Here is a 25,544-nt window from a genome sequence, read left to right as displayed (position 1 = left end):
GACGCACGGCATCTCAACTTTACGAGGATATTGAAATGGAGAAAACCACATTGACCGTTGTCAATGCAGGCCCCAACTGGATGTTCAGGGTCGACACACGTGAACCGGATGCTATTTTCAAGAATGGCTTTACCGCTTTCGGCCAGAACGACAACCTTCGAGATCACGCGAGAGGAACAAGTTGCACACAGAGAGATGCCAATAGTAATTTCATTTCGACGAGTTCGGACCCGGAGTACGCCGGCAATTATGCGCGCCGATTGATCACTCGGCATGGGCCTCCGATTTACGTCTACAAGATCCGTCCAACAGAAAACTTTTACAACATGGAACGATCGTTGGCGGCGATAGGTTACGAGGCCGGCATTCCCGATGCACGGAAGCAGTCCGAGTGGGTGGCAGTCAACAAGATAGAGGGAAGCCAGATCCAGGCGGTGAGAGTCTACCGTTCGGAACAAACGCCCCCATTTCAACTCAATCCGCGCTACGAGGAAAGGCGACCTGATGCCAATCCCGGCGTCTATAAGCAGCGCACGTCGCCCGCACCCGGGAACAACCGGTGGCTGGTTTCGCAAGACCCGCTCGTGACCGCGTCCTTGAGCGCAACCATGCACTGTTACAAGGACATGGCGTCGGCGGAAGTGGCGGATCCGTTTGCATGCCGGTTCATAGAAGAACTGATACCCGAACCGAACACGGTAGGCGAGCAATGAGTGCTGCAACGCTTGCTTTCCCGCGAGGACCGGCTTCTTCGCGAGCGAAACACCGCCGCTGCCCCTGTCGCGGCCCCCCTCCCCGCGTCCGTTCGCCTGCTCGCACGACGCTTCGCGACCGGCCTTCCGCGTTTCTCGCAACCGGCTACCTTCGGTCACGCTGGCCGAGTCCGCGCGCCGCGCGGGAGCGCGAACAGCAACCAGGGGAGGACACTATGCGACTGATCGGCCGCCTGCTCGGGCACCCGCAACCATTCGACGCGCAGAGCGCCGGTGGCACGGGGCACGAACCCACGCATGCTCCCGTGGGCAGGCCGCTCGCGCGAGCCGAGACATCGAGCGCGCTCGAGTTCCTTCGCAGTGAGAGCCGACACACCGCGGCAAGCACCAGGCACGCCGATCGGACGAACCGGACGAATTTTCGCAGCACCATCGCACCGCTCGTCGAGGCGGAGTTCGGTGGCGATCCGTGCGCCGATGGCGACTTTGCGGAAGGCGGCGCGCTCCACGACGCGCAGCGCGCACGCAAGAAGATCGTTTCGCTGTTCCCCAACACGTCGGAAGCGGAATCGAACGAGACGACGCTGTTAGCGCAGCGCCTGATGCAATTCAAGGGCGGCAGCGCGTCGCGCTACGGCAATGCGATGACCCTCGCCTATGTGCTCAGGCAAGCGACCGGCGGCGATGCGTCCCGCGCGCTGGCGGTCGTCAACGCGTGGAGAGGCGACACGGCGCCCACCGGCGGGCAATTGGGCGCCGACATGCTGGCGACCCAGTGCGCGCTCAGCCAGTCCGACCAGGGCTGGCAACTGCTGCTCGAAAAGCCGGACATGTTGGCGGCGATGAGTCCCGCCGGCCGCCTCGCCCGACTCGAAACTGAAACGGCGCGCGCGGACGCACGTCTCGCATTCCGGGCGAGCGACCATCTGCTCAGGAATTACGTCGACGGACTGGGCCTGCCGAGGCCCGCCACGCTCGACGAATCCATCGGACTTGCCCGCCACATCGCCGGCCAGGCAAGCGCGCCGGAGCAACAAGCCGCACTCACGGGCATTCCGGCGAACGTGTTCAGATATCACCGGATCGCGGCGGACGCGCTGCTCGGCGCCGTCTCGCCGGACCCGACACTGAGCCAGTGCGAGGCGATCGTGTTCCTGCGAGGCGGCACGATCGACCCCGACCATGTCACGGAAACGTCCACGCGCTTTAACCGGATCGTGGGCGCGAGCGGCCATCGCGGGTCGTTCCTGAAACGCATGCGCTCGTCGGACGATCTGTCCGCGCTCGACGAGCCGCAGATCCTCAAACTGCTCGTCTTGAACATCGTCGGCAACGTCTGCGCCGACCTCGAACCGCTCGTGACGGAGCCGCATGGCGGCACGCCCGCCAATGCGCCGGTCGGCAGCGCCGCGCTTGCCGAACAGCCTGAAACGCGGGTGCAAGATGCAGCCCGCCTGGCCACGCTGATGGTGATGGGCGATCGCATTGCCCGCAAGGGATGGCGCGACGAGATGCCGATCGGCACGCTCGCGCGGCGCAAGATCAGGGAACAAACGGCGCGCCTGCTCGGCGTGAAGGAAAAGGAACTGGCGAAGGATGCCACCTGGGCCGACTTCTCGGCGCGATTGCAGCAACTCGACCTCGCCATGCTGCGGGAATGGGCAACGGATGCGCAGCCCGGCTTCGAAGGCTCCGCACTGGAAAATCGCCTGAACCTGCTGAGCGACATCGACCACGGCGTCGCGCCTCGCATCGCGGGACTCAAGGAACTCGTGACCATCGTGGAAGAAGGAGCGAGCATCGATGTCAGATCGTCAAGAGTCAAAGGCTTCAACACCACGCTCTGGTTCAGCGGGGCACTCGCGCTGACGGGCGTGATCAGCCATGCGATCCCCGCCGTCATGGCCTTGCCGACGCGCGCCCATACCAGGGGCCGGGGCGGACGCATCGCGATGAACGGCAGCGAGGGGCCCGACGGCGCTTGCCTCGAAATCCACGCCGGCACGTTCGAACGCGACACGCGCATTCGCCAGCGCGGCGTGGTCCTGATGTCGAACATTCCGATCGCCTTTGCATGGCTGATCCGCGAATGGGGCACGCATGAAGTCAATCAAACCTTCAGAGGGCCGGTCATCCGCATCGAGGTCAAGGCGCCCGATGGACTCGACAAATGCAAGGAAATCGCCGCCGGGCTCTTCGACGGATTGTCGGATACCCGCACCGGCGCGACGCAAGGACTCTGGAATCGATGGGTGACGGCGGCTGCGAAGCACCCTTCCGTCTCGGTTCGATACGACGAAGGTCACACCAGTGCGCCGACCGACGTCAAGCAGCACACGGCGCTCGCCGGCGCCACCATGCCCTTCCTTCACCTGCCGCAACTAACGTTGCCGTTGGCCTCGATCCAGTTCGGTCCGTGGCTCGCGGGCGCCGTGCAGCGACATCGCTCGGTCATGCACGGCGGCGAGGTTCACGTCAATTCGGCCGGCACGACACTGGTCGACGGCGCATACGAGCATGTCACCAAGGTGCCGGCCGGACTGGCTTATCCGCCGCCGTCGGTCGTCTTGCCGACGGTCGCGGGCGTGAATCTGGCGGGCGGGCACGGAGCAATGTTCACGGCCCTCAACAGCAAACGCACGACGAACGTGATCATGCTGAAGAACGGCAGCATCCATATTCCCGCGCCGGACGTCAGCGGCTCCACGCCGACACGGCAATGGACCACGGACGTCGAGACCTGCCGCGAGTGGCTGGCGAACCGCGACGGCGCATCGACGCCGGCGCCGCCCGCCGGTTTGGCGGAAACACCGCCCGACATGCTCGCGTCGGCGCGTGCGGCGCGTGGACAGCAGGAAATGGTCGTGCGGCAGTACATGAAACCGCAGGCCACGAAGCGGCTCGAAGAACTTCAAACGCTCGCGGCCCATATCGTCGCGAGCACCGGTGACGAGCAGGAAGTGGGCGAAATCGGCGACAACATCGGCCAGCTCCTGATGGACGAAGGAAACTGGGAGGCGCCCGAAGTGCTGGCGCAGCAGAGGGAGCATTCGCAAAAGACCTCGGGGCCTCTGCCGTGGGGCTATCAGTGGCAAATCCTGGAGGAAAGCACGGTTCTGTCGGCGCAACCGCTCGGGCGGAGCGCGCCCGCCGCATCGAACTTTCCGGCAACGCGCTGACAGCGCGAGGCGCGCTCGAAGACGGCGAAGCGTCATCGGAGATGCGCCTCCGCGCGTCGTTTCGCGCCGCCGGCTTCAACTTCCGAAACGCCGAGGCCAAGCGCAACGCGGCTGTGAGAATGGGCGTGGCGGCGTGTGTTGCGCATATCGAACGTCAGACTGGCCGCTCTGCGTGCAAACGAATTTCCACGGACCTACCCGCGCGAGACAACCATGATCGAATCCGCCCAGTTACAGCGCGTAGACGAACTTCTGCATCAGCTTGGAGCCGGCGGTCCCGGCGCGAGCAGCGAGAACGATCAGAGCATCCTTCTGCAGATCCAGCAGATCCTTTCGGGGCTGTTCGACAACAGTAACGGCCCGTCATTCCAGATGCCGTCGATGCCCTCCTTTTCCGCGGCGCCCGCGCGGGCGAGCTACGCGTCCACCTCGTCGGCCTCGCCCGCCTCGTACTCGGGCGCGGTTCCGGCCGGCGACGGCTCGGGCCAGGGGACGCCCGCGAGCACGGCTGAGGGCAAAGAGACGGCGGAGCATTTCATGACGAACCTGCAACGGGACTTCGGCCTGACGAGAAATCAGGCGGCGGGAATCGTCGCCAACCTGTGGCACGAAAGCGGCGGCATGAACACCGGCATCAATCAGGGCGGCGCGGTCGGCGCACCCAATTCCAACCTGCAATCCGGCTATGGCGTCGCGCAATGGACCGGCTCGCGCAAGCAGGATTACCTCGACTACTGCTCGCAACATAAGCTGGACCCATCCAGCGAACAGGCGAACTACGGTTTCCTCAAGCATGAACTCGAAACCTCGCAATCGGGCGCGATCGACGCGGTCAAGCAGACGCAGACCGCGCAGGACGCGACCGTCGTGTTCTGCAATACGTTCGAACGTCCCGGCGATCCGCAGATGTCGAGCCGCCTCGCGGATCTTCAGTACGTGCTGTCCGCGTGATGGCGGACAGCGGACGCGCGTGTGTCCCGCCATGCCGGGTTGATACAACCAGCCGGGGATTGCCTCGATGAGTTCAGACAAGTTGCCGCCGGTCGGCGGCGGAGAAGCGCCGGCTCAGCCTGATTTCGAAGGCTCCGATGAAAGAACGCAGCCCTTGAGGAGGATCGATCCGCACGCGCGGCAGGTATCGGGCCCGCTTGCCGGCCTGCCCCAAGGACGGCAGGCGGCGCGTGAATCGCAAGCATCCCCGGAGGAGGCTTCAAGCGTGGACCCGTACCGGCAGGCCGCGGATCTTTATCACGATCGGTTCACCGCGCAGATCCAGAAGCAGCGTCTGCACGAGGCGCAGCACGGCCGCGAACCTGCACCGGCGACGCCGAGGCAACTTGCCGACGCGTACTTCATGATGCGCCAGGGTCATTCACTGGAAGAGGCCGCGCGGGCCTTCGGGATCGAAAGCCCCGCCGATATCGAGGACTTGCGCGAGTTCGCCGAAAAAAATCTGCCGCGCGTCTAGCACCGGCGCGCATCGCGCTCCGAACCGCCCATGCGCGCCACAGAAGCGGACACTGGCATCGCAACCGGATGCGGCGTCCGCCCGCGCCGGCACGCTATCGCTCCAGCGTCTCCGAAGGCACCTCGTGAAACTGCTTGCGATATCCGCTCACCAGCGTCGAGCGGTTTTGCACGCCCCACTTGTTCGCCGTCAGCAACACGGTGCGGTCTCCGGAGAACGAGTCGTCCAGCAGATCGGCGCGAATCCGCTCCATGCGCAGCCGACGGATCAGCTCCGAGGGCGACAGTCCGAGTGAATGCTTGAACGCGCTTTGCAACGCACGTTCGGTCACGCCGACCTCGGCCGCCACCTCGCGCACCGACAGGTCGCGCCGGTCGAGATTTTCCTGCAAATAGCGATACGCGCGCCGATAACGTGCGGGCAAGCGCGCCGCGACGTCGTCGAGTTGCGGCGCCTGGCGCGCGGCACGCGCGCTGTACGAGGTCAGCACCTGCGAGTCGTCGCGCAGACACTGGGTGGCGATCAGCGCGTAGCGTCCGAAGAAGACCATCCCTTCGCGGCTCCGGCCGAGCGCCTGGTGCGTCTTGGCGACGCAATACAGATACTCGAGTTGACGGTGCCCGGTCGATGCCGCATGGTCGGTGCGATGCAGCGGCTCGAGCAGCGACTCCGCGAGCTGCGGCGCGTCGCACGCTAGCGCGGCGAGCACGACTTCGAGCCGCGTCGTGCGCAAATAATCGCCGAGGCCATGCTGCTGCGCCCAGTTCAGATGCGCGGTGATGCGGTCCATCGCGCCGCGCTCGCCGCTCGCGAGCGCGCGCAACTGGCGCAGATAACCGATCCGCTCGCAGAGCAGCGGGGTGCGAACGCTCAATACGCCCACTTCGTGCAGATCGGCTTCGTCGCTTGCCGTGCCGACCGTGCCGACCGTGCCGACCGCGCCGACACTGCGCAGCCCCTGCCCGCCGAGCCCCGATTGCCAGTACACGTGATCGTTCAGTTGCGCCGCGCCGCGCAGTTCGCGCTGCACGGCGACGTCGAAGCGCAAGGTGGCGACGATGTCGCGCCAGCTATCCGAGCCGTGTTCGGATGCCGCGGCGGCGAGTTCGTCGAGCGCATCGGTGGCGTCGCGCGAGCGGCCGAGTTCGTGCAACGTGCCGGTAATCGCCAGGCGGGCTTCGAGTTGCCGCGACACCTCGACGTCGGGCTCGTCGATCAAGCGTGCAAAGCATGACAACGCCGTGGCAAGCCGATGGCGAAACAGCGCCTGCCAGCCGGCATTGCGGCACGACGCCGCGCGGATTGCCTGGCGCGGCGAGCGGATCGCCTTCTGCGCGCGCCGATACTGTTCTTCGGCTTCGTCACAAATGCCGAGGGTCATCTGCATGTCGGCATGAAGCTGAAGCAGTCCGGGCGAGCCCGTGGCGGCGCCCGCGCCGTTGCGCGCGAGATCCGACCAGCGGGCCGCCTGCGCGCCCGCCGCCTGGACATTGCCTTCACGAACCTTGTTGATGAAACCGTCCGGTAAATCTTGCACGGACAACGACGCCGCGAGTGGAAAATAAAGCGTCAGGAACATTGCGCTACTCCTCGTTGACACGCGCACGGCTGTCACCGCCGCCGGCACGCACGCTCTTGGCGAACACGATGGTTGGGAATGTCGCCATCGTTCGCACCGCTCAATCTATCCGCGTATGCGAAAGAACATCTTCAATAAATCTGAGCTTTTCGGCGGATTTGAGAACTGTTGAGATTTCCGGGGCATGTCGAACCGAATGGCCCCTCCGCGACGCATGCGGCGACCCTGCGCGGAGCGGGCCTGTTCCGTGTAACCTTTCGCTTGGCACCCAGGCACACCCAGGCACACCCAACCGCGGCACCCCACCGCGCGCAACCGCTGCATGCCGGCATGCCGGGAAAATCGGCTCGCCGGATTCGCTGGAGATTCAGGATGTCGTCACCACGACCGGGTGAAATGGTCATTGCGTTCAGTCGCTACACGCTCACGCAGAATCCGCCGCGTCTCGTCGCCGACGACTCGCCGGTCGAACTCGGCGCGCGCGCGCTCGAATTGCTGCTGGCGCTCGTGGAGGCCGGCGGCCGGCCGGTGGCGCGAGCCGAACTGTGCCGCCGGGGCTGGCCCGATCTGGCGGTCGACGCGAACACGGTTCAGGCGCAGATTTCCACGCTGCGACGCGCGCTCGGCGACGATCGCGACCTGATCGTCACCGTGCCGGGCTTCGGCTATCGTTTCGCCGCCGAAGTCCACACGGGCAGCGCGCCCCGGCCATCGGAGGCCACCGGCCCGGCGTTGCAGCCGCCGACCGAACCGCCCATTCACATTCCACCGCGCACCGCGCAGACGTCGCCGCGCACGATGCGCTTGCGCACGCCGCTGCATCTCACGCCGTTTATCGGCCGCCATGCGGAGTTGTCGGAGGTGCTCGGCCTCGCTTCGATCGCGCGCGTCATCACTCTGGTCGGCGCGACTGGAACCGGCAAGTCGCGCATTGCGCACGAGGCCGCTCGCCGGCTTGCCGCGCAATTCCCCGACGGCGTGGTGCCGGTGTCGCTCGCGGCGCAAACGCCGCGTGAGGGTTTCGCGGACGCCTTCGCGCTCGCGCTGAACCTTGCGCCGCCGCTCGCGCGCGCTTCCTTCGAGCGTCTGCTGGATGGCGTGCGCACGCGGCGCGTGCTGTTCGTCGTCGATTGCGGCGCGACGGGCGGCGAGCCCGCTGCCCGCATGATCGCCGCCTTGCTCGCGGAGGCGCCCGAGGTGCGCGCGATCGTCACCGCCGCCGCGCCGCTCGGTCTCGACGGCGAAGAAGTGGTGACGCTCTACCCGTTGCGCACGCCTGACGACACGCAGGTCAGCACCGCGCTCGCCGCGGAGCACGACGCGCTGCGGCTGCTGTTCGCACGGCTCGGCACGCTGTTCGCGCGGCGCGCGCGGCTGCGCGAAAAGCCGCGCGCGCTTGCGCGTTGGACCGGAAGCGCGGCCCTTCTCGCCGCACTCGATGCCGGCGAGATCAGCCAGGACGTGATCGATGCCGCCGTGCGCATCGCGCAGCAGTTGGACGGCGTGCCGCTCGCGCTCGAACTCGCCGCCGCGTCGATCGACGACAGCATGAACGCGGGCGAGACGCTCGATACCGCGATGACCGGCTACGCACGCCGCCTTGCCGGCTTGATCGACGCGCGCATCGACGCGCCGGGCGTGCCGCGGTCCCTCTCGGCGCCGGTGCCGGTGGCGCTCGATCTGCATATCGCGCGGCTCGATCCTTTCGCGCGCAAGCACTTCCTGCTGCTCAGCCTGTTCGCGGGCGAGTTTCCGCGTTGCGCGGCAATCGGCCTGCTGACGGCCTGCGAGCTGCCGATGTCCGCCAGCGAAGGCGGCGGCGTGCGCGGCGAGGCGCTTGCCGACCGCCGTCTCGACGAGTTTGTCGAAGCCGGCCTGATCGAGGAGATCGACAGCGACGGGCAATGGATGCTGCAGATGCGCCGGCCGATCCGCGAACTCGCGCGCGACATGCTCACCGACAGCGGCGAATTCGATCGCGCGGCGCTCGCTCATGCGGGCGGCTTGCCGATACGCATCGCGGCGCACCGCAAGCGCGGCGAGCACAAGGTGATCGACGTGCTCGATCTCAGCGATCTCGACGATCTGCGCGCCGCGCTCGCGTGGGCGGTGAAGGCCGGGCGTTTCGAACTCGCGGTCACGCTGCTCGAATGCTCCGCGCCGCTGTGGCGCCTGCTCTCGCTCGTGCACGAACATCTGCGGCGCGCGCGCGCCGTGCTTGCCCAGTTGACGGCGAGCGCGACGCCGCGCCGGCGCGACGAGATGCGTCTGCATGCGGTCATCGCAGAGGCGCTGCCGCTCGTGGAGACGCCCGCCGACCAGGTGATCGCCGCGTGGAACGAGGTCTATCAACTGGCCAACGCCTGTGCGGACAGCGCGTTTCGCGAGCGGGCGATCATCGCTCTGATCGCGTGCTGCAACGAGGCGGGCGATGCGGGCCGCGCCGCGGAACTGAAGGCCGTGCATGAAGGGATGATCCAAGCGGGCAGTGCGCCGCCGACGTATCGCCCCGATGACGCGGCCGACGCGCCGGGCGTCGCGGGCAACGCAACGGAGCGGTGAACGCCCGGCGCGCGGGCGGCACTATGCCCGCGGCGTCGAGCCGATCCCATACAGCTTCCGTATACGCATGAATTCATCGCCGAACGTCCGATCGAAGTCGTCGCGGCCCGCCTGCACCACGTGCACGTTCAGCGCCTTGAGCCTGCTCGCGCCTGCTTCGATGCGGCGTTGGCGGTCGAGCGCCGGATCGCCGGCGCCGAAGTATTCCAGATAACCGTCGCAGAGCCGCTTGCCGTCCGGCATCAGCGAGTTGACCAGGATCATCGGTTTGTCGCGCATCGGCTGCACGCCGGCCGCCTTCAAGGCGAGCGCGAAGCCGATTTCCTCGGCCGTGCCGACGCCGCCCGCGAGAAAGACCGCCATGTCCGCCTCGAACAGTTGATGCATCCGCGTGATGATGTCCGGGCTGACGTGGCCGACGTCGAGCGCGGCGGGCAGTTCGCTGGTCGTCGTTTCCTTGCCGATGACCATCGTCGTGCTGATGCCGGCCACCTTGCCGCCGGTGCGGCTCGACGCGGCATGGCGCTGATAGTGTTGATAGAACTCGCCCATCAGACCTTTGGCGCCGCCGCCATAGATCGCATCGTCGCCGCGTCCGGCGATCCATCGCGCCACCGATGTCGTCTCGGCCACGAGCGAAGGCTCGACCGCCTTGCCCGACGCCAGCACCACCACCGCGGGACGCCGCGCCGCGCGGCCCGCATCCAGTTCGCGGCGCACGTCGAACTGGTTGGGCGGGGCCGCCGCGCCGTCTTGCGGGACCTCGATCCGCTCATACTGCGCCCAGTGCCGTTCGAGTTCGGCGGTCGCCTGGCTTTCCTCGTCGTAACGCCGCGACAGCGTCAGCGGGTTTTCGCTCAACCCGTAGTGATGCTGGGTCCTGACGAGTTCCTGCAGGATGGCGAGATGCGGATCGCCTTCATTGACGAGCACACGCACGTTCTTGTAGTCGGGATGCAGGCTCGTCAGCACGAGCGCCGAAAAGTATTCGTAAAGGACGGTAGCCTGCGCGCCGAGCGTGCCGGGCACGGCATCGAACACCACGGCATCGGCGTGCTGCACGCGCTGGCCGATCGCATACGGATCGAACGCTCGCGCAGCCGATGCCTGGCCGATGACAACAGGCTGCGCATGCTCGCCTGCCGGATCGGGCCGCGTTGCGTTCGCCGGCGCGAGCGCGCGGATACGCTCCTGCCATGCGGCGCCACGCGTGCTGCCCGGCTGACCGATCAAGGACACGCGATAATCCGGCACGCGCGATCTGCGCGCCGTGTTCTCGAACGTGACGCCGTCCGCGCGCATGGCGTCGATCGCTTTCACCCACGGCAGCGACGCGGTGTAGGCGCCTTCGTGTGACCGGTCCATCAGTTCCTGCACGGAGCGCGACTCCGGGTTGATGGCCGCGGCGGGCACGAACCACGCCTCGCTGTCGGCGGCATTGACGGCGCCCGCCGGCGGACGGCGGAACTCGAAGGTGGTGGCGCCGGAAAAATTGCGCACGTCTGCCGCGCCCGTCGAAAGATCCATGTCGACGAGGCTCGCGACGCACACGCTCACCACGCTCGGTTCGAGCCGCTCGCCGGTGGCGGCCGCGCGCCGCTCGTAGGCTTGCATGAAGTGTTCGAGAAGCTGCGTGGTGCCGCCCGCCGTATTGATCCACCAGGTGGTCTCGACGCCGGGCACGGCCTGAATCGCCGGGTCCTGTCCGCCGACCCGGCGCTCAACTTCCGCGAGCGCCTCCTCCTTGATGTGCGCCGGGAAATACGGCTCCAGCAGCGGCCAGTCGGGAAATTCGAGTCCGCGATCGTCGGCGATGAAGTGCAGCCGGTCGCCGCGCTCCGCATCGACGCCGAACGATGCCAGCCGCTGCAGCAACGCTTCGCGCGAGATCGTCGGATGCTCGCCGTCGAGCACGCGCCGGATCACCCGCACGAACGATTCCGCCTTGCCGGAATTTTCCACGCCGGCGTCGGGCCGCAAGCCGCGCACGTTCGCGACGTAGCTGCCGTGACGCTCCTCGGGTTCTCCAAGATCGTCGATCAGCTCGATCAGCGAACTGATCCTGAGCGTGGCGCTGCCGAAACCGGAGCGCCAATGCTCGATCTTCAGCTGCTTGGTGGTGCCGACGAAGAGTTGCGCCACATTGCGCGTGGCGGTGTCGGATGCAGGTAACGCCGGTAACGCCGGTGTCGCCGGTGTTGCGCCCAAGGCCGTCGGGCCACGGCGGGTCAGTGCGCCGGTGCGGGCGACGTCGTCGAGCGAGTCGACGATCTGCACGGTCGTCGCGGCGTGCGGCACGCCCGGCCGCTGCCCTTGCCGCAAGGTACTGTCGAGCGCCTTCCGGTAGTGATCCTTTTCGTCGACACCGCGCGGCGCGGCGCCGAACATGCCCCGCAGCAACGGCCGGTAGAAACCGAAGTCGGCAACCACCAGCGCCCGTTCGCGCGGCTGTCCGACCGCACTCGCCGCCGCGCGCGCGGAACGCAGATAGTCGATCGCCTCGATGAACTGGTACGGCGCATGAAAATCGCCGCGTGTCAGCACGATCGCATCGGCGGCGTCGAATTGATCGAGGCGCCGCGGATCATCCGGCTTGCGCCCGCGAAAGCCGCTCACCACGACCTGCCTGTCAGCGAAGCGGCGCTTGACGTCGAGCGCCGCCGCGGCCGTATCGCCCGACAGTTCGCTCCAGCCGGTATGGATGCGGTCGGTTCGCCCCGCGCCGACGCACGCGCGATGCACGTATTCGTGTGCGTTCTGCGTGATGAAATTGCCGGTCTTCATCCGCGCAAGCAGATCGACGAGCCATTCGTCGCCGGGCCCGGTTACCGGCTTGTCGTTGCTGCTTTCGTCGACGAGAATCCGCAGCATGTCCTTCGCACGCCGGATGCGCCCTTCGGTCTGCGCATTGCGGATCGCGTGATCGTCGTGCGCGTGAGATACCCCGGCGTCGCGCAACACGATCTCGCTGCCCGGCTCCGCCATCGGTCGCGACTCCGCCGCACTGGCGCGCGATGGCGGCAGACCGTCCAGCTGCGGCGACCCGGGCGGGCGCCTCGATGCGGGCGGCGGCCTCGCAGGCCGCGCTCCAGGGTCGTGCTCCGGCCACGGCCGCGGTTCGCCCGCGCCGCCGCTGCTGATTTTGTCGTCCAACAGGAAGTCCTTTCGAGAGTGATGGATGCCGCGTGTCGCGCGGGAATGCTCACGCGTCTCAGCTGTACTCGTTGCCGAGCGCCTCCGCGATGCGCGCGGGCACCGCGTCGCCCTCGACGCCCATGAACTTCGCGGCGATCGCGAGCGCGGTGGGGTCGCCGCTGTGCAGGATGGCGCCCACGCAGCGGCGCCAGTCGCGATCGCCCAGCATGTAAAGACACCAGCCCTGCAGCGCGATGACGACGGGCGAACCCTGCCCCTGCTCGTCGAGTTGCCGCAACAGGCGCAACGCATCCATCCAGCGCTGCGAGTTGACGAGCAGACGCACTTCGCAGATATCGACGACGGACGGATTGGGATGCAGCAGCCGCAGCACGAGCAGCAGCTCTTCGAGTTCGGCATGCGCGCCGAGCCGCAAGCCGACCGAAAACACCGACAGCAGCACACCCAGCACCGACAAACTGCATTGATCGTTTTTCATTGCATGTACCTGCGCAAACGAAAAGGCATCGGGAAACAGGCAGCATTGTCGATGCGTACCCTTCGCCATGACCGCGAGCACACGAAGCGCGGCACAAGATCGCGAAGCGCATTGGCCACCTCGAAGCGCCGCGCGCGGCGACGCGCCGCGAAGTCGCCAACGTTTCGTGCGCTCACACGCCGCTTCGCATTCGCCGACGCGGGCGCATCCGCTTCCCCTAGCCTGTGTCTGTTGAAGTCGGCGCGTTCTGCCGCCTCATCAGTTTTCGATTACCCGCATGATCAACCTTGTGAGAGGAACCATGACCTTCAACACAGTCCAGCCGTCGTTCCAGGCGCAGACGCTCGAATACTCGCCCAACACCCAGTCGTACGGCGGCGCGGATCCGAGCCGGATCAACGCTGACATCCAGCAGCTTCTCAACGACCTCGGCGCATTCAGCCAGACGCCCGGCTCGTCGGGCCAGTTTCCGGGCTCGGGTCAATTCCCCGGCACCGGCCAGGTGCCGGGCTACCCCGGCCAGTCGACGAGCGGCAACCCGCCGCTGCGCTCCGTCAAGCTCACGTCGCGCTCCGGCGGCGAAGTCGATCTGCTCGCGGACCCATCGGGCAACCTGTACGACAAGAAGGGCAAGTCGGTGGGTTCGATCGGCGCCGACGGCAGCGTCAGCTTCACGCCCGATGGCGAGAAGGAGGTCCAGACGCTGGCGACCAACAACCACCTCGATTTCGGTATGTTGATTCGCGGCGACTTCGTGAAGCCCGACGAGCAGTCCAACGGCAACGTCAAGTTCTCGGCCGAGGATGTCAACATCGGCGCCGGCGACCTGAACCTCAGCGGCAACACGACGACGACTCCGCAGGTGCAGCCGCTCATGCAACAGCCCGGCACGATCACGATCTGACGCGCGCCGATTCGTGTGGGGTTCGCATGGGGTTCGCGCCGATTTCCGCGGCATTCGCGCGCGCGAGTTGCGCCTGATCGGCGCGCGGGTCGCGGATGATCGCGCGCCGGCTGCGCACGAACTGCGCATGATCGACACGCTGGCTGCACACCGGTTGCGCATGACTGGCGTGCCAGTCGCACGCGAGTTGCGCACCATCGGCGCCGTCTCGCGGGCACGCCCGCGCCTTCCCCTCAGCCGAAGCCGGCCATGACCGTCACGCTTGCCGACCCGGACTTTTACAGCGCCCTGCCCTCGATCATCGGCACGGGCTCCGCCGATCCGTACCCGGTCTATGCCTGGCTGCGCGCGAACCGGCCGCTGTGCCGCGACGCGAGCGGCGTATGGCTCGCTTCGTCGCACGCGCTCGTCACGCGCATTCTCGAGGACGCGCGCTTCTCCGCGCGCATGCCGCCTTCGGCCACGCCATTCGACGACGCGCTCGGCTACACCGACATGATCGTGTTCCAGAACGGCGCGGAACACGACCGCTTGCGGCGGTTCCTCGCGCCGCTCTTTTCGCGCAAGGCGCTGGCGGCGCTGCAAGCGTTCATCGACGACGAAATCGCGCGGCTCGTCGAGCGCCTGCGCGACACGCCGCGCTTCGATCTCGTGGCCGACATCGCGAGCGTGCTGCCGGTGCGCACGATCTGCCGGTTGCTAGGCTTTCCGGACGCGCACGGCGCGCGCTACCTCGAAGCGTCGACCGGCGCGTGGCAACTGATCAGCGGCGCGCCGCTCGCGCCCGCCGAACGCATGAGCGCGATCACGCAGACCGAAGCCTTTCTCGCGCAAGTCGAGTCGTTCATCGCCGACATCGATCCCGACGCGATGCCGGATCATGCGGCGTCGCGTTTTCTGCATCTCGAACGGGAAGGCGGAATCGGGCGCCGCGAGATGCTCGTCAACATCCTGTTTCTCTTCATTGCCGGTTACGGCACGACGTTGCTGTCGATCGGCAACGGTCTCGCCGCCCTGCTGCGCGCGCCGCGGGCATGGCAAGCGCTGCGAGCCGATCCGGCGCTCGTGCCGCAAGCGGTGCGCGAACTGTATCGCCACGACGCAGCCGTGCAGGCGGTGTTCCGCTATGCGTGGGAAGACGTCGAGATCGACGGCCAGCGGATTCGGCGAGGCGAACTGGTGGTGCCGCTGCTCGGCGCGGCGAACCGTGATCCGGCCGCGTTCGATGCGCCCGACGAGATCCGCTTCGAGCGCGAAGCCGGGCGTTCGCTGACATTCGGCGCGGGTCCGCATAGCTGCATGGGACTCGCGCTCGCGCGCATGCAGCTCGAATCGCTGCTGCGCTCGCTGCTAGCTCACATGCCCGATCTGCGGCTCGCGCCTGGTCCGCAGGTACGGCAGCAGCACGGCTCGTTTCATGGCTATGACCGGCTGGTGCTGGAGCGCGCCGGCGGTTAATACAAGCAACACAAACACCGATCAACACCGCGTTGCATCGGCGTCGCTCAATCGGAGAGGAATTTCACGTTGCCGGTATTGCCGGTGTAGGTGTCGTAGGACACCACTTGCGGGCCGCTGCCGCCCTGCGTGTTGTTCGAGCCAATCAGCGTGATCTTGCCGTGGTCGTTGCTCGCGACGATCTCGACGTGTTCGTCCGCGCCGACGATGCAGACATCGCCGGGCTTCGCTTCGCTGCGGCTCACGTTGTGCCAGCCATCGCGCTTGAGTTCGCTGTCGAGGGTCGACACGAGGTTGGTGTGCTGCGATTGCGGTATATCGCCGGCTTTCACCAGACAGGCCGACACGAAGTTCGCGCAGCACACCGTCGTGTCGACGCCCTTCTCCATCGGCACGCCCTGGTTCTGCATGATGCTCGCCGCCGACTTGTGCAACTGGGTCTGCGCCACACCCGCCGCGTTGCCGTTGCCCGCGGGCGCGACGTTCGCATCGCCGCGCTGGACCGCGCCCTCCGAGCCGCTGGAACCATTCGATCCGCGGTAGCTGGCTTGCGTGATACCGCCGCCGCTGGGCATTTGCGGCGGGCTGTACGAATCCGTTGGCGACGACGCACTCGTCAGCGCGAGCAGAAATTGCAGGAACAGTTGCTCCATTTGCGGATCGCCCATGCCCCCGCTATTGCCCGCCGCGTTCCAGTTTCCCGCCGGCAGATTCGAGAACGCGTCGCGCAGGTTCAAGGGCTTTCCGAACGAACCCGAAGGATAGGACGTACCCAACAGACCCTGCGTCGGAAAAGACAGCGCCGGAAATGCGGTATAGGACATCACGACTCCTTTGGCATGGCGAAGCCACTCGCGCGAATCGCACCGAAGACCGCTCGCCCGATGCGGCATGGTCTTCTGGATGCAAGCTCGAATGTAGAAGCAAGCCTTGCGGGGAGCCGTGAGCGATGCGCACGAATGCGCGATAAAGCGAAGCGGCCGATGTGACGCCAAGGCGAATCCAGGGCCAACCCCGGCACCGATCCGACGCGAGCACGACGAACCGCCGAAGCCAGGCGCGAATCGCGTGCCGAATCTCATGGCGAATTTCATGCCGCATGGCATGCCGGATCTCAGGCCGTTGCGCGGAATCATCCGCGGGTTCGCATCGCGCGCCCTCGCACACGCAAGTTTCGTGTCTACTCGCGCCATTGCATTGCCTTGAGACCGCCGTGCTGAACCGTTCACTCGTCACCGTTCGTGTTGTCGCGCGTCCGCCAGGCGCCGCTCGCGCCGTCTCCGGCCGCGCCATTTTCGCCGTTCTCGCGCTCGCGGGACTCGTGGCCGCATGCGCCGCTCCGACACCGGGGCCGATGCAGCTCAAAGTGACGCAACAACAGCAACTCGTGCCGCCCGCGAACGACACGCTGCCCGTCTCGTTGCGCGTCGAGCGCGAGGAAGTGCTACAGGATGTGCTGAGCGCGGTCGGCGATGAAACCTACAGTTGCCGCAGAAGCGGCCCGACGCTCTCATGGACGCCCACCGGCGCGGAAGCGACGCTCGTCGATCAGGCCCGCAACAGCGTCGGCACGGTCATGCCGAACCGGATGTTCAACGCGTACGACGGCAGCTACGTGATCGGCCGCCTCGTCGGCGATGAGCCCGTCACGCCCGGCGCGCTGCCGTGGCAACGTCTCGCGACGCGCTTCAATACCGGCGAACGCACTGGCGAGGGACGCTTTGCGCGAACGACCTCGATCCAGCGCGTGTTGACCTCGGGCGGTCTGCCGCCGGACCCCGTGTGCGGCCAGGAAGGCCTGTCGCTTTTCGTGCCGTATTCGGCGACCTATCTTTTCTATCGGGCAGCAGATCCGTCAGCGGTGGCGCCGTCGCCCGCCGACGCCGCTGCCGCGCCACCGCTGAACGCCGCGTCCGCCGTGGAGTAGTGCGCAACCGCGGCGCATCACACGTCGAAGCACGCCGAGGCCCGTCGAAGCCCACGGTTCGAACGACGTAGCTATCGCGGCTTCTTTTTCCGTGACCCGCAACGCCTCGGCGTCATTCGCACGCCGCGTGCGCCGCCTTTCGCTGCGGCGACCCGCGTTCTTCTTCCGCCTGCCGCTGTTCCTCCGCGATCAAGCGTTGCATGATGCGGCGCGCGTGCACCGCGCCGGCGTCGATCGGCAGCATCGCCGGACGCAGCGACCAGAAGTCGCGCTCGCCGATCGTCCGCTGCTGTGCCTCGAGCATCGGCAAGTCCTCGTCGCGAAACGGCGCGATCAGATTGCGCGCCGCCTGCCGCACGAGTTCCGCGCCTTGCTCGCCCATGTCGCGAGGCAGTCCGAACGCGAAAAAATAATGGGTGCTCGCGACGGACTCGGGCGTCAGCCAGTGTGCGGAGAGGCTCACGCGCGTCAGTTCCGGCACACCGCTCTCGCACACCGCGACGGCGATGCTCAGGAGACCCGGCGGCATCCATCGCACATCGAGCTGACGGTCCGCGCGCGTGCCATGCGCCAGATTGAAAGCGCGCATCAGCATCGGCTGCAAGTGCTCGTCCGTGGCCTCGCGATGCACCGATACCGTCTCGCCGTCGACCGCCGCGCGCACCGTGCTGCGAGCCATTTCGTCGCTGCCGAGCGTACCGGCATGCAAGTACTGGAAGTGACTGAGATCGAGCAGGTTGTCGGCGCTCAACTGGTAGTTCGCCCGCGTAGGCAGATAGTTTTCGCTGGTGAAGTTGCGCAGCGGGTCGAGAAAGTCGAAGGCCGGCAACGGCGCTGTTTGCGCGCGCTCGGGATCGCCCGGCCAGAACCACACCGCGCCGTAACGCTCGCGGGTCGGATAGCACCGCGTGCGCGCATGCGCGGGTACGCGGCCGTCGCCGTGCGGATTGAACACGCAATGACCGTTCGATCCGAAACGCAGACCGTGATACGGGCAAGCCAGCGCGCCATCGACGATTTGCCCGCGCGAGAGCGGCGCGAAACGATGCGGGCAGCGATCGTCGAGCGCGACGGCCTCGCCGCTGGCGTCGCGATATAACACGACCGGCTGGTCCAGCAGTGTGCGCGCGAACGGCGCTTGCGTCGTGACCTCGCTGGACAGCGCGGCGACATACCAGGCATTGAGCAGATACGGCATCGGGAATCTCCACGCGAATGCGCGCGCGGTTGTCCATTCGGTACGCAGCCGCATTCCGTGCCGATACTAAGGAAATCCGCCCGGCAATACGCTCAACAATACTCACATCGGCAAATAGCGCCGAATTGTCTATTGCTTCGCATTGGACGACGACGGATAAAACGCAAGGCGCGATACTGAATTGCGACAGGCTTTCGCCGATCGGCAACGGGCCATGAAAAATAGACGCGAACGGGTGCCCGGAAATGCGGCTTAAAACTTACGTTTAAATTACACGACTGTAAGGTTGGGCGCCGATGCCTTGTAAACACGGCCTTTCCCGGCAATGACCAACCTTCTTGTTTGTAAGGTTCGCATCCCTGGCAGGCGATCGGCTTTACTGACACTCGAAAATATCCGCCCCTGGCGAGTGCCGAACTACGAAAAACAGGCGAACGCAAAATCGCCTTTTCGTGATTGATCTTTGCCGCCGGCAAATGGGGCCGCTCAAGAGAAACAATACGTTACATCCTTGATGCGCGGCTCCCTCTACTGTCGAATCACTCGCATTGCGTAACGCATAACGAGCGGTGCGCATCGCGTCGAAGACCGGTTCCATGAAGAACGTCCGCCCGCCGCTCACGAGTCGCCCGGGCGCATCGTATCGCACGGAGGAAAAATGAAACTTGCAGTGATGACCAGAAGCGCAACACTGTTCGGGTTGATCTGCCGCTGTTTTGAAGCCGATGGCGCCGTCTGTCACCGTTTCGCCGACGACGTCGCCTTCGCACGCGCCATCTATCGCGACGAATACAGCGCGATCCTGATCGACGCGGATACCGGTATCAGTCCGCTGCGGCCGGTGCTCGCGCGACGCGCGTGCTACTCGGATCGCCGTGCGCCCTTGATCGTGGTCGGCGGCGGCCACGACCGTGCCGGCATCGCGCGTTTGTTCGACGCCGGCGCCGACGACGTCGTCCTGTCGCCGGTCGATTCGCGCGAGTTGACGCTGCGCGTGCATCTGGCGCTGCTGCGCGTGCAGCTACAGGCCGCGGACAGCGGCGACCGGCTGGAATGCGGCCTCTACCGGCTCGATCGCCGCACGTGCACGGTGCACGTGAACGGCAAGGCGGTGCGGCTCACGTCGCGCGAATTCGCGATCGCATGGTTGCTGTTCTCGCATCCCGGCGAGTATGTGAGCCGCCGCCAGATCGCCGGCGCGGTCTGGAGCAGTTCGGAGGACATCATTGGACGCACGCTGGAGCAGCACATCTACAAGCTGCGCAAGAAGCTCGAACTCAATGGTCCGTGGGGCGTGCATTTGCGCACGCTGTATGCGCACGGATACCGGATCGAGATCGCCGAGATGACGGATGCGCCGCTGGAAGAAACTGAAGCCGAAACCGAAACTGAAACTGAAGTTGCTCACGCGGACACCGCATTCGAACCGATGGCGACAGCCGCTCACGCGGGCCCCCCATTCGAACCGATGACGACAGCCGCTCACGCAGGCCCCGCATTCGAACGGATGGCGACAGCCGAACGCGCGGAGGCGGCGCTAGCCTGCCTCGAATCGATGCCCTGCACCACCCGCGCCGCCGATGCGCCGCCACCGCGCGCGGAGGTGCATGCCGCGGACAGCGTCGTCGCACGCAATGCGCCGTCGTGGAGCGATTCGGCGGGCGTCTTCTCTGCCTCGTCGAGCGTGGTCACGAAGGTGCCCTACACGCTGTGGGACGCGTTCCCCGGCATGCGCACGCGTGGCGGCACCTGAGCTTGCGATCGAGCATGAAAAGTCCGGCCCGCGCCCCGGCATACAGCCGCGCGACACCGGCGACTTGAGCCTGCGATCGCGCGGCTTGCAATCCGACCTGCGCCCCGGCACACCGCCGCGGCACACGCGCAACCAGGCGACATGCAAGCGCGACACGAAAAAACCGCGCCGCGCTTGCACACCGCCACGCCACCACACCGCTCAAAACTCGATGATGCGCGGCGACAGCAGGAACAGGCGTTCCATGTGGCTGCGCTCGTCGGCGCGATAACGGAACAACGCGCCGAGCAGCGGAATCTTCGACAGACCCGGTACGCCGGTTTCGCCGTTGGTCGCCGTATCGACCCGGTAGCCCGCGATCAGCAGGCTCTCGCCCTGGCCCACGAACGACTCGGTGTTGATCGTGCTCGTCGTGATCACCGGAATGTTGTCGACCTGCTGCGAGGTCACCGAGCCGTCCTCGATGTGCACGTTCAGCTTGATGCTCGTCTTGCCGTTGTCCTCGACGACGAGCGGCAGCACGCGCAGCGATACGCCGGTCGACACGCTATACAGATCCGCCGACGTGTAGCCCGACACGCGCACGAAGAAGCGCGTTTTCTGGTCCATCACCGCTTCGACGTTGTTGAGCGTCGCGACCTTCGGGCTCGCGTCGATCTTCGCGAGGTTGCTCTGCTGCAACGCGTTCACGCGCGCGAGCAGATAGCGGCCCGCGCTGCCGAGCACCGCCGTCAGCGAGCCGCCGACCGGCGTGGTGCTGATTACGGTCGTGCCGTCGGCGAGCGTCTGCGTGCCGAAGATCGGATCGATGTTGCCGTTGTAGCCGTTCTGCTGCGTCGTGCCGTTGCCGGTCTGAAAATCGACGTGGCTGTTGTGCGCGCGCCAGTCGACGCCGATCTGCTTGAGCGCGTTGTCGTCGATTTCGATGATGTGTGCTTCGATCTCGATCAGACGCGGCCTGACGTCGAGCTGGTCGATCAGGGTCTGGTACTGCGGCAGCCGCTGCGGCAGGTCGCGGATCAGCACGGAGTTCGTGCGCGGATCGGCTTCGATCACCGGCAGCGACTGGCTGCCGGAAACGGTCGTGTCGGCGGAGTCGTCATTGCCGCCCGAATTGCCGGCTGAGTTGCCGACGTTCTGCATGCCCGACGCGCCGCCCGCCGCCATGCCGTTCAACAGCCCGCCGATGCCCGGCGTGACGCCGCCGCTCGCCGTCATGCCCGCGGGCAACGGCGGATTCACGCCGCTGTTCTGGAAGCCGCCGCCGTCCATGCTGCCGGTGACGTCGCGCATCGGCTGCAGGCGGCGCATCGTCGGCTCCTTCGCGATCCGGCTGGTCGCCGCGTCGTAGCCGGACGCGTTGTCGCGCGACTGGCTGCGCGGGTGATACATGCTCGACAGCACGTTCGCCACGCCCGAGACCGTGACGGTCTTGCCGTCGATCTCCACGTTGTGATCGGCGGCCCACGCGTGGCGCAACTGGAACACGCGAATCGACGAGCCCGAGCGCTGCGCCGCGTTCTCGTCGAGACGGCGCGCGATTTCCGCGACCAGTTGCACATACGGCTGCGGTCCGCTGACGAGCGCGGTGCCCTGGCTCTCGTCCCAGGTCACCGGAAAGCGCGGATTCTCGACGCGCAACTGGCTGAGCGCCGAGCGCAGATCCGCCGCGCTCGCGTGATCGAGCTTGATCACGCGCCGCGTCACGGTGTTGACATCGCTGATCGACAGCACGCTGCCGTCGTAGAACCACACGAAGCCGAAGGTCGACGCAAGCGTATCGAGAAAGCGTTGCGGCGGCATGTCGAAGCGGCCGCTCACGGTGCCGTGCACGTCGCCGGAAATGGTCGCCGGCACGCCCTGCCCCGCCGTGAAGTCGCGCAGCACGTCCTTCACGTCCTGCCCTTCGGCCGAGACATGAACGACGGAACTGCGCCAGTGAATCGCCGCCGCTTCGGCGCGCACGCCCAACAAAGCGGGCAATGCGATCGCGAGAGACGCCGCCAGCCGGACAGCGCGCATGAGCCGTTTCTTCTTCATGGGTTTCACGTTGGTCAAGGGTTAGCCGCGGCTCGGGAGGCCGCGAAACGATACGGAGCGGTGCGGGCCCGGCGCCGCGTTTCACAGACGGCGCGGCGCGCGCCGAACGCCATGCAACCGGTGCCGGCGATGCCAAATGTATCCAGGCGCATGCCGCACATTCTCAACAAATCTGACGGTTGGCCGTCATTTGAGAAGTGTTGAGGTTTCGGGCCGGCTGTTTTCAACGGACGCGGCTTTTTACCGGCCTGGCCGGCGCACCCGCGGCGACGGCAGCGGCGGCAGGCTACTTCTTCGTGACGCCGGCGATCGTGCGCAACTGGTCGCCGAGGTTCGACAGCACGAGCTGATCGCGCACCTGATCGACGAAAATGCCGACGAACAGCGCGAGCATCAGCACCGTCAGCGCGCCCTTCACCGGCTGGCTCAGCGTCATCAGATCGAGCTTTTGCGCGGACTTCGCCGCGAAACCGAACGCGAAATCGACCAGCAGCAGCATCAGCATCATCGGCGCCGCGAGCTTCGCGGTGGTCTGCATCAACGAGTCGGTCTGCTGCAAGGCGAAGCTTTCCAGCACGTTGGCCGGCACCGGCGTGCTCGCCGTCAACGGCCACCAGTGATACGACTCGTACAGCGCGCCGAGCAGAAAGGTCATGCCGCCGAAGGTCCAGAACGCGACGCTCGCCACCTGGGCGAGCAGCGTGCCGGTCGGCGTCGACTGCTCCTCGCGCATCGGGTTCGTGATCTGCACGTTGTTGTAGCCGGTCAGGTCGTCGACGTAGGTTCCCGCGCTCTCCGCGACCCAGAACACGGTCGAGGCCGCGAAACCGAGCAGCAAGCCGATGCCCGCCTCGCGCAGACCGATCACCACCAGCGTCGTGCCGGAGAGCGACGTGAACAGCGACGCCGGCTGTCCATACGCGATGAACGAACTGAACAGCATGACGATGCCGTTGCGCACCACCCCTTGCAGGATGCCGTCAGCGGTCGGCGGGAACAGATACAGGATCACGAAGAGCCGCACCGAACACACGCCGAGCACGGTCAGCGACTGAATCAGCGTGGTGCCGAGTTGCGGCAGCGTGGTGAGGGATTCGTACATTCGGATGACTAGCGGGGATTGAACAATGAGCTAACGATGAGCAAACGGTGAACAACGGACGCCGCGCGGTCACGCGGGCCGCGGCATCAACCGCAGGCGCGCGAGCGCGGTTTCCTCGGCGTCTTCATCGGCCTCGTCGGCGGCGTGCTGATCGAGCGAGCGCCGCAGCGTGGCGATGCGCTCGCGGCACAGATCCATCCGCCCGCGGTTGTTGGCGAGCGCGCGCGCCGCCGCGGCCAGTTCTTCGGCCGCGGCGCGCATCGCCGTCTCGAGCGCGGCCAGTTCGCTTTCCAATTGCTGCACGCGCGCGGCGACCACGTCCGCGTAACGCATCGTCGCGTTGAGGTCGGCAAGCTGGAATGCGCTGCCGCCGCTCATCATCCGCGCGACGCGCTCGCGATAGGCGCGCAGTTCGTCGCCTGCGAGTTCGACGCGCTCGCGTTGCGCGTCATGCCGGGCGACGGCTTGCGCATGTGCGTCGCGCCGCGCCGTCAACGCCGCCTGCAGCCGCGTGTCGAGCCGGCCGCGCCGGCTGACGGTATGACCGAGCGCGGCGACGCGCCGCCGCGTGGTGTCCGGGTTCGGGGCCGCGCTCATCGCGTCAGCCTCGCGCCAGTTCGAACAGACGCGCCTCGGTATCCTGCGGCGCCGCGAACTCGTGCGTCGCCTGCGAGAAGAACGCGCGGATCGCGTCGATCTTGCGGATGGCTTCGTCGGCGAGCGGATTGCCGCCCGGCTGATACTCGCCGATCTGCAACAGCATTTCGACCTCGCGATGCTTCGCCATCAGTTCGCGCAGCCGGGCGGCCGCCTGCACGTAGTCGGGCGTCATGACCTGCGGCATCACGCGCGACAGGCTCGCCAGCACGTCGATCGCCGGGTACTGATTCTTCGCGGCGATCTCGCGCGAGAGGATCATGTGGCCGTCGATGATGCCGCGCACTTCCTCGGCGATCGGATCGTTGGCGGATTCGTCCTCCGCCAGCACCGTGTAGAGCGCCGTGATGGAGCCGTGCTCGCCCATGCCCGCGCGTTCGAGCAGGCGCGGCAGTTCGGCGAAGATCGACGGCGGAAAGCCGCGCCGCGCCGGCGGCTCGCCGGCGGCGAGACCGATCTCGCGCTGCGCGCGCGCGAAGCGCGTCAGCGAATCCATCATCAGCAGCACGCGCTGGCCTCGATCGCGGAAGTGTTCGGCGATCGCGGTGGCGACATACGCGGCCTTCGCGCGTTCGATCGACGAGCGGTCCGACGTCGCGCACACCACGATCGAACGCTCCATGCCTTGCGGCCCGAGAATCAGCTCGACGAACTCGCGCACTTCGCGGCCCCGCTCGCCGATCAGCGCGATCACGGTCACGTCGCACTGCGCGCCGCGCGCGAACATGCCGAGCAGCGTGCTCTTGCCGACCCCGGCCGGCGCGAAGATGCCCATCCGCTGTCCCTCGGCGAGCGTCATCATGCCGTCCACGACGCGCACGCCCGTCGCCAGCGGCGTATCGATCATGCGCCGGCTCATCGGCGAAGGCGGACTCGCGAACACCGGCCGTTCCTCATCGGTGTCGATCGGCCCGAGCCCGTCGATCGGCTGACCGAGGCTGTCGATCACGCGCCCGAGCAACGCATCGCCGACGGGTACCGACAGCGAGCGTCCGAGGCCCACCACCCGCGTCGAGCGCGAAATGTCGGCGAGCCGCGAGAACGGCGAGAGCAGCGCGACATCGCGCGTGAAACCGATCACCTCGGCATGCTGCAGCAGTTCGCCGTTCGCGGCGCGCAGCTCGCACAGTTCGCCGAGCGTCACGTCGAGCCCGGCCACCTTGACGAGCGTGCCGATGACTTCCAGCACCTTGCCGGTGCGCGCGATGCTGGAGGTCGACAGGATCTCGTGTTCGATCGCGTCGGCGAACTGTTCGACGTCGAAGAGCGAATGCGGCTCGTCGTCGGAGCCGGAGTCCGCATCGGACACGGGGAGGTCGCGCGTCATGTTCATCGGGCGCTCATGTCGTTCGTGCGTCGCTCATGGGTGG

18 protein-coding genes are annotated in these 25,544 nt (G+C 66.6%); 9 read left to right on the top strand and 9 right to left on the bottom strand.

Annotation, left to right across the window (positions count from 1 at the left end):
• Positions 1-35 precede the first annotated feature (35 nt).
• From CUJ90_RS31060 to CUJ90_RS32545, 4 genes are all read left to right on the top strand, one after another.
• Positions 36-713 carry an enterotoxin A family protein gene (locus tag CUJ90_RS31060; protein ID WP_073428320.1) on the top strand — a complete coding sequence of 226 codons (678 nt, stop codon included), beginning with the start codon at positions 36-38 and terminating at the stop codon, positions 711-713.
• A 215-nt stretch (positions 714-928) separates the two neighbouring features.
• On the top strand, positions 929-3,892 hold the full coding sequence (locus CUJ90_RS31055) for a hypothetical protein (protein WP_114164556.1): 2,964 nt from the start codon (positions 929-931) through the stop codon (positions 3,890-3,892).
• 213 nt (positions 3,893-4,105) lie between these two features.
• A complete protein-coding gene (locus CUJ90_RS31050) occupies positions 4,106-4,843 on the top strand; it encodes a phage tail tip lysozyme (RefSeq protein ID WP_073428322.1) in 738 nt (245 codons plus the stop codon).
• A 67-nt stretch (positions 4,844-4,910) separates the two neighbouring features.
• Positions 4,911-5,360, top strand: coding sequence for a hypothetical protein (locus tag CUJ90_RS32545; protein WP_152035390.1), 450 nt, complete (start codon positions 4,911-4,913; stop codon positions 5,358-5,360).
• A 94-nt stretch (positions 5,361-5,454) separates the two neighbouring features.
• Here the strand turns inward: CUJ90_RS32545 and CUJ90_RS31040 are convergent, their stop codons facing one another.
• Complete coding sequence (locus tag CUJ90_RS31040) at positions 5,455-6,939, bottom strand: helix-turn-helix transcriptional regulator (protein ID WP_114164555.1); 1,485 nt, start codon at positions 6,937-6,939, stop codon at positions 5,455-5,457.
• A 372-nt stretch (positions 6,940-7,311) separates the two neighbouring features.
• On the opposite strand from CUJ90_RS31040, the gene CUJ90_RS31035 reads away from it, so the two are divergent.
• Positions 7,312-9,501, top strand: a complete 2,190-nt coding sequence (locus CUJ90_RS31035) for a winged helix-turn-helix domain-containing protein (RefSeq protein WP_114164554.1) — start codon at positions 7,312-7,314, stop codon at positions 9,499-9,501.
• Between the two features lie 21 nt (positions 9,502-9,522).
• On the opposite strand, the gene CUJ90_RS31030 is transcribed toward CUJ90_RS31035, so the two are convergent.
• Both CUJ90_RS31030 and CUJ90_RS31025 read right to left on the bottom strand, forming a co-directional pair.
• Positions 9,523-12,486 carry an LOG family protein gene (locus tag CUJ90_RS31030; RefSeq protein WP_083082318.1) on the bottom strand — a complete coding sequence of 988 codons (2,964 nt, stop codon included), beginning with the start codon at positions 12,484-12,486 and terminating at the stop codon, positions 9,523-9,525.
• Between the two features lie 226 nt (positions 12,487-12,712).
• Positions 12,713-13,135, bottom strand: a complete 423-nt coding sequence (locus CUJ90_RS31025) for an HrpB1 family type III secretion system apparatus protein (protein WP_208645269.1) — start codon at positions 13,133-13,135, stop codon at positions 12,713-12,715.
• A gap of 301 nt (positions 13,136-13,436) precedes the next feature.
• Here CUJ90_RS31025 and CUJ90_RS31020 point away from each other — a divergent pair, with 301 nt between their 5' ends.
• Both CUJ90_RS31020 and CUJ90_RS31015 read left to right on the top strand, forming a co-directional pair.
• Complete coding sequence (locus tag CUJ90_RS31020) at positions 13,437-14,039, top strand: hypothetical protein (RefSeq protein ID WP_073428327.1); 603 nt, start codon at positions 13,437-13,439, stop codon at positions 14,037-14,039.
• Positions 14,040-14,288: 249 nt separating this feature from the next.
• Positions 14,289-15,497 carry a cytochrome P450 gene (locus CUJ90_RS31015; protein WP_073428329.1) on the top strand — a complete coding sequence of 403 codons (1,209 nt, stop codon included), beginning with the start codon at positions 14,289-14,291 and terminating at the stop codon, positions 15,495-15,497.
• Between the two features lie 47 nt (positions 15,498-15,544).
• On the opposite strand, the gene CUJ90_RS31010 is transcribed toward CUJ90_RS31015, so the two are convergent.
• On the bottom strand, positions 15,545-16,321 hold the full coding sequence (locus CUJ90_RS31010) for a CHAP domain-containing protein (protein WP_073428330.1): 777 nt from the start codon (positions 16,319-16,321) through the stop codon (positions 15,545-15,547).
• A 389-nt stretch (positions 16,322-16,710) separates the two neighbouring features.
• Between CUJ90_RS31010 and CUJ90_RS31005 the strand changes: the two genes are divergently transcribed.
• The gene (locus CUJ90_RS31005) at positions 16,711-17,424 is read left to right on the top strand and encodes a DUF3455 domain-containing protein (protein WP_235004841.1); all 714 of its coding nucleotides are present in this window, start codon (positions 16,711-16,713) and stop codon (positions 17,422-17,424) included.
• Positions 17,425-17,536: 112 nt separating this feature from the next.
• Here the strand turns inward: CUJ90_RS31005 and CUJ90_RS31000 are convergent, their stop codons facing one another.
• Positions 17,537-18,622 (bottom strand): aromatic ring-hydroxylating dioxygenase subunit alpha, encoded by a 1,086-nt coding sequence (locus CUJ90_RS31000; protein ID WP_073428477.1) that lies wholly within the window; start codon positions 18,620-18,622, stop codon positions 17,537-17,539.
• Between the two features lie 658 nt (positions 18,623-19,280).
• On the opposite strand from CUJ90_RS31000, the gene CUJ90_RS30995 reads away from it, so the two are divergent.
• The gene (locus CUJ90_RS30995; protein ID WP_073428331.1) at positions 19,281-20,375 is read left to right on the top strand and encodes a response regulator transcription factor; all 1,095 of its coding nucleotides are present in this window, start codon (positions 19,281-19,283) and stop codon (positions 20,373-20,375) included.
• Between the two features lie 201 nt (positions 20,376-20,576).
• On the opposite strand, the gene sctC is transcribed toward CUJ90_RS30995, so the two are convergent.
• The 4 genes from sctC to sctN form a co-directional block, all read right to left on the bottom strand.
• On the bottom strand, positions 20,577-22,415 hold the full coding sequence (sctC, locus tag CUJ90_RS30990; protein ID WP_073428332.1) for a type III secretion system outer membrane ring subunit SctC: 1,839 nt from the start codon (positions 22,413-22,415) through the stop codon (positions 20,577-20,579).
• A gap of 286 nt (positions 22,416-22,701) precedes the next feature.
• The gene (sctT, locus tag CUJ90_RS30985) at positions 22,702-23,517 is read right to left on the bottom strand and encodes a type III secretion system export apparatus subunit SctT (RefSeq protein ID WP_073428333.1); all 816 of its coding nucleotides are present in this window, start codon (positions 23,515-23,517) and stop codon (positions 22,702-22,704) included.
• Positions 23,518-23,586: 69 nt separating this feature from the next.
• A complete protein-coding gene (locus tag CUJ90_RS30980) occupies positions 23,587-24,114 on the bottom strand; it encodes a type III secretion protein (RefSeq protein ID WP_073428334.1) in 528 nt (175 codons plus the stop codon).
• Positions 24,115-24,118: 4 nt separating this feature from the next.
• The gene (gene sctN / locus CUJ90_RS30975) at positions 24,119-25,501 is read right to left on the bottom strand and encodes a type III secretion system ATPase SctN (protein ID WP_073428478.1); all 1,383 of its coding nucleotides are present in this window, start codon (positions 25,499-25,501) and stop codon (positions 24,119-24,121) included.
• Positions 25,502-25,544 lie beyond the last annotated feature (43 nt).

It is taken from the genome of Paraburkholderia terricola (assembly GCF_003330825.1).
Lineage (GTDB): Bacteria > Pseudomonadota > Gammaproteobacteria > Burkholderiales > Burkholderiaceae > Paraburkholderia > Paraburkholderia terricola.
This window is presented reverse-complemented; position numbering and strand designations above follow the sequence as displayed.

Excerpts from the sequence above, each read along its gene's own strand:
- CUJ90_RS31060 (WP_073428320.1), top strand. The coding sequence starts at position 36 with ATGGAGAAAACCACATTGACCGTTGTCAATGCAGGCCCCAACTGGATG.
- CUJ90_RS31055 (WP_114164556.1), top strand. The coding sequence starts at position 929 with ATGCGACTGATCGGCCGCCTGCTCGGGCACCCGCAACCATTCGACGCG.
- CUJ90_RS31050 (WP_073428322.1), top strand. The coding sequence starts at position 4,106 with ATGATCGAATCCGCCCAGTTACAGCGCGTAGACGAACTTCTGCATCAG.
- CUJ90_RS32545 (WP_152035390.1), top strand. The coding sequence starts at position 4,911 with ATGAGTTCAGACAAGTTGCCGCCGGTCGGCGGCGGAGAAGCGCCGGCT.
- CUJ90_RS31040 (WP_114164555.1), bottom strand. The coding sequence starts at position 6,939 with ATGTTCCTGACGCTTTATTTTCCACTCGCGGCGTCGTTGTCCGTGCAA.
- CUJ90_RS31035 (WP_114164554.1), top strand. The coding sequence starts at position 7,312 with ATGTCGTCACCACGACCGGGTGAAATGGTCATTGCGTTCAGTCGCTAC.
- CUJ90_RS31030 (WP_083082318.1), bottom strand. The coding sequence starts at position 12,486 with ATGGCGGAGCCGGGCAGCGAGATCGTGTTGCGCGACGCCGGGGTATCT.
- CUJ90_RS31025 (WP_208645269.1), bottom strand. The coding sequence starts at position 13,135 with ATGAAAAACGATCAATGCAGTTTGTCGGTGCTGGGTGTGCTGCTGTCG.
- CUJ90_RS31020 (WP_073428327.1), top strand. The coding sequence starts at position 13,437 with ATGACCTTCAACACAGTCCAGCCGTCGTTCCAGGCGCAGACGCTCGAA.
- CUJ90_RS31015 (WP_073428329.1), top strand. The coding sequence starts at position 14,289 with ATGACCGTCACGCTTGCCGACCCGGACTTTTACAGCGCCCTGCCCTCG.
- CUJ90_RS31010 (WP_073428330.1), bottom strand. The coding sequence starts at position 16,321 with ATGTCCTATACCGCATTTCCGGCGCTGTCTTTTCCGACGCAGGGTCTG.
- CUJ90_RS31000 (WP_073428477.1), bottom strand. The coding sequence starts at position 18,622 with ATGCCGTATCTGCTCAATGCCTGGTATGTCGCCGCGCTGTCCAGCGAG.
- CUJ90_RS30995 (WP_073428331.1), top strand. The coding sequence starts at position 19,281 with ATGAAACTTGCAGTGATGACCAGAAGCGCAACACTGTTCGGGTTGATC.
- sctC (WP_073428332.1), bottom strand. The coding sequence starts at position 22,415 with ATGAAGAAGAAACGGCTCATGCGCGCTGTCCGGCTGGCGGCGTCTCTC.
- sctT (WP_073428333.1), bottom strand. The coding sequence starts at position 23,517 with ATGTACGAATCCCTCACCACGCTGCCGCAACTCGGCACCACGCTGATT.
- CUJ90_RS30980 (WP_073428334.1), bottom strand. The coding sequence starts at position 24,114 with ATGAGCGCGGCCCCGAACCCGGACACCACGCGGCGGCGCGTCGCCGCG.
- sctN (WP_073428478.1), bottom strand. The coding sequence starts at position 25,501 with ATGACGCGCGACCTCCCCGTGTCCGATGCGGACTCCGGCTCCGACGAC.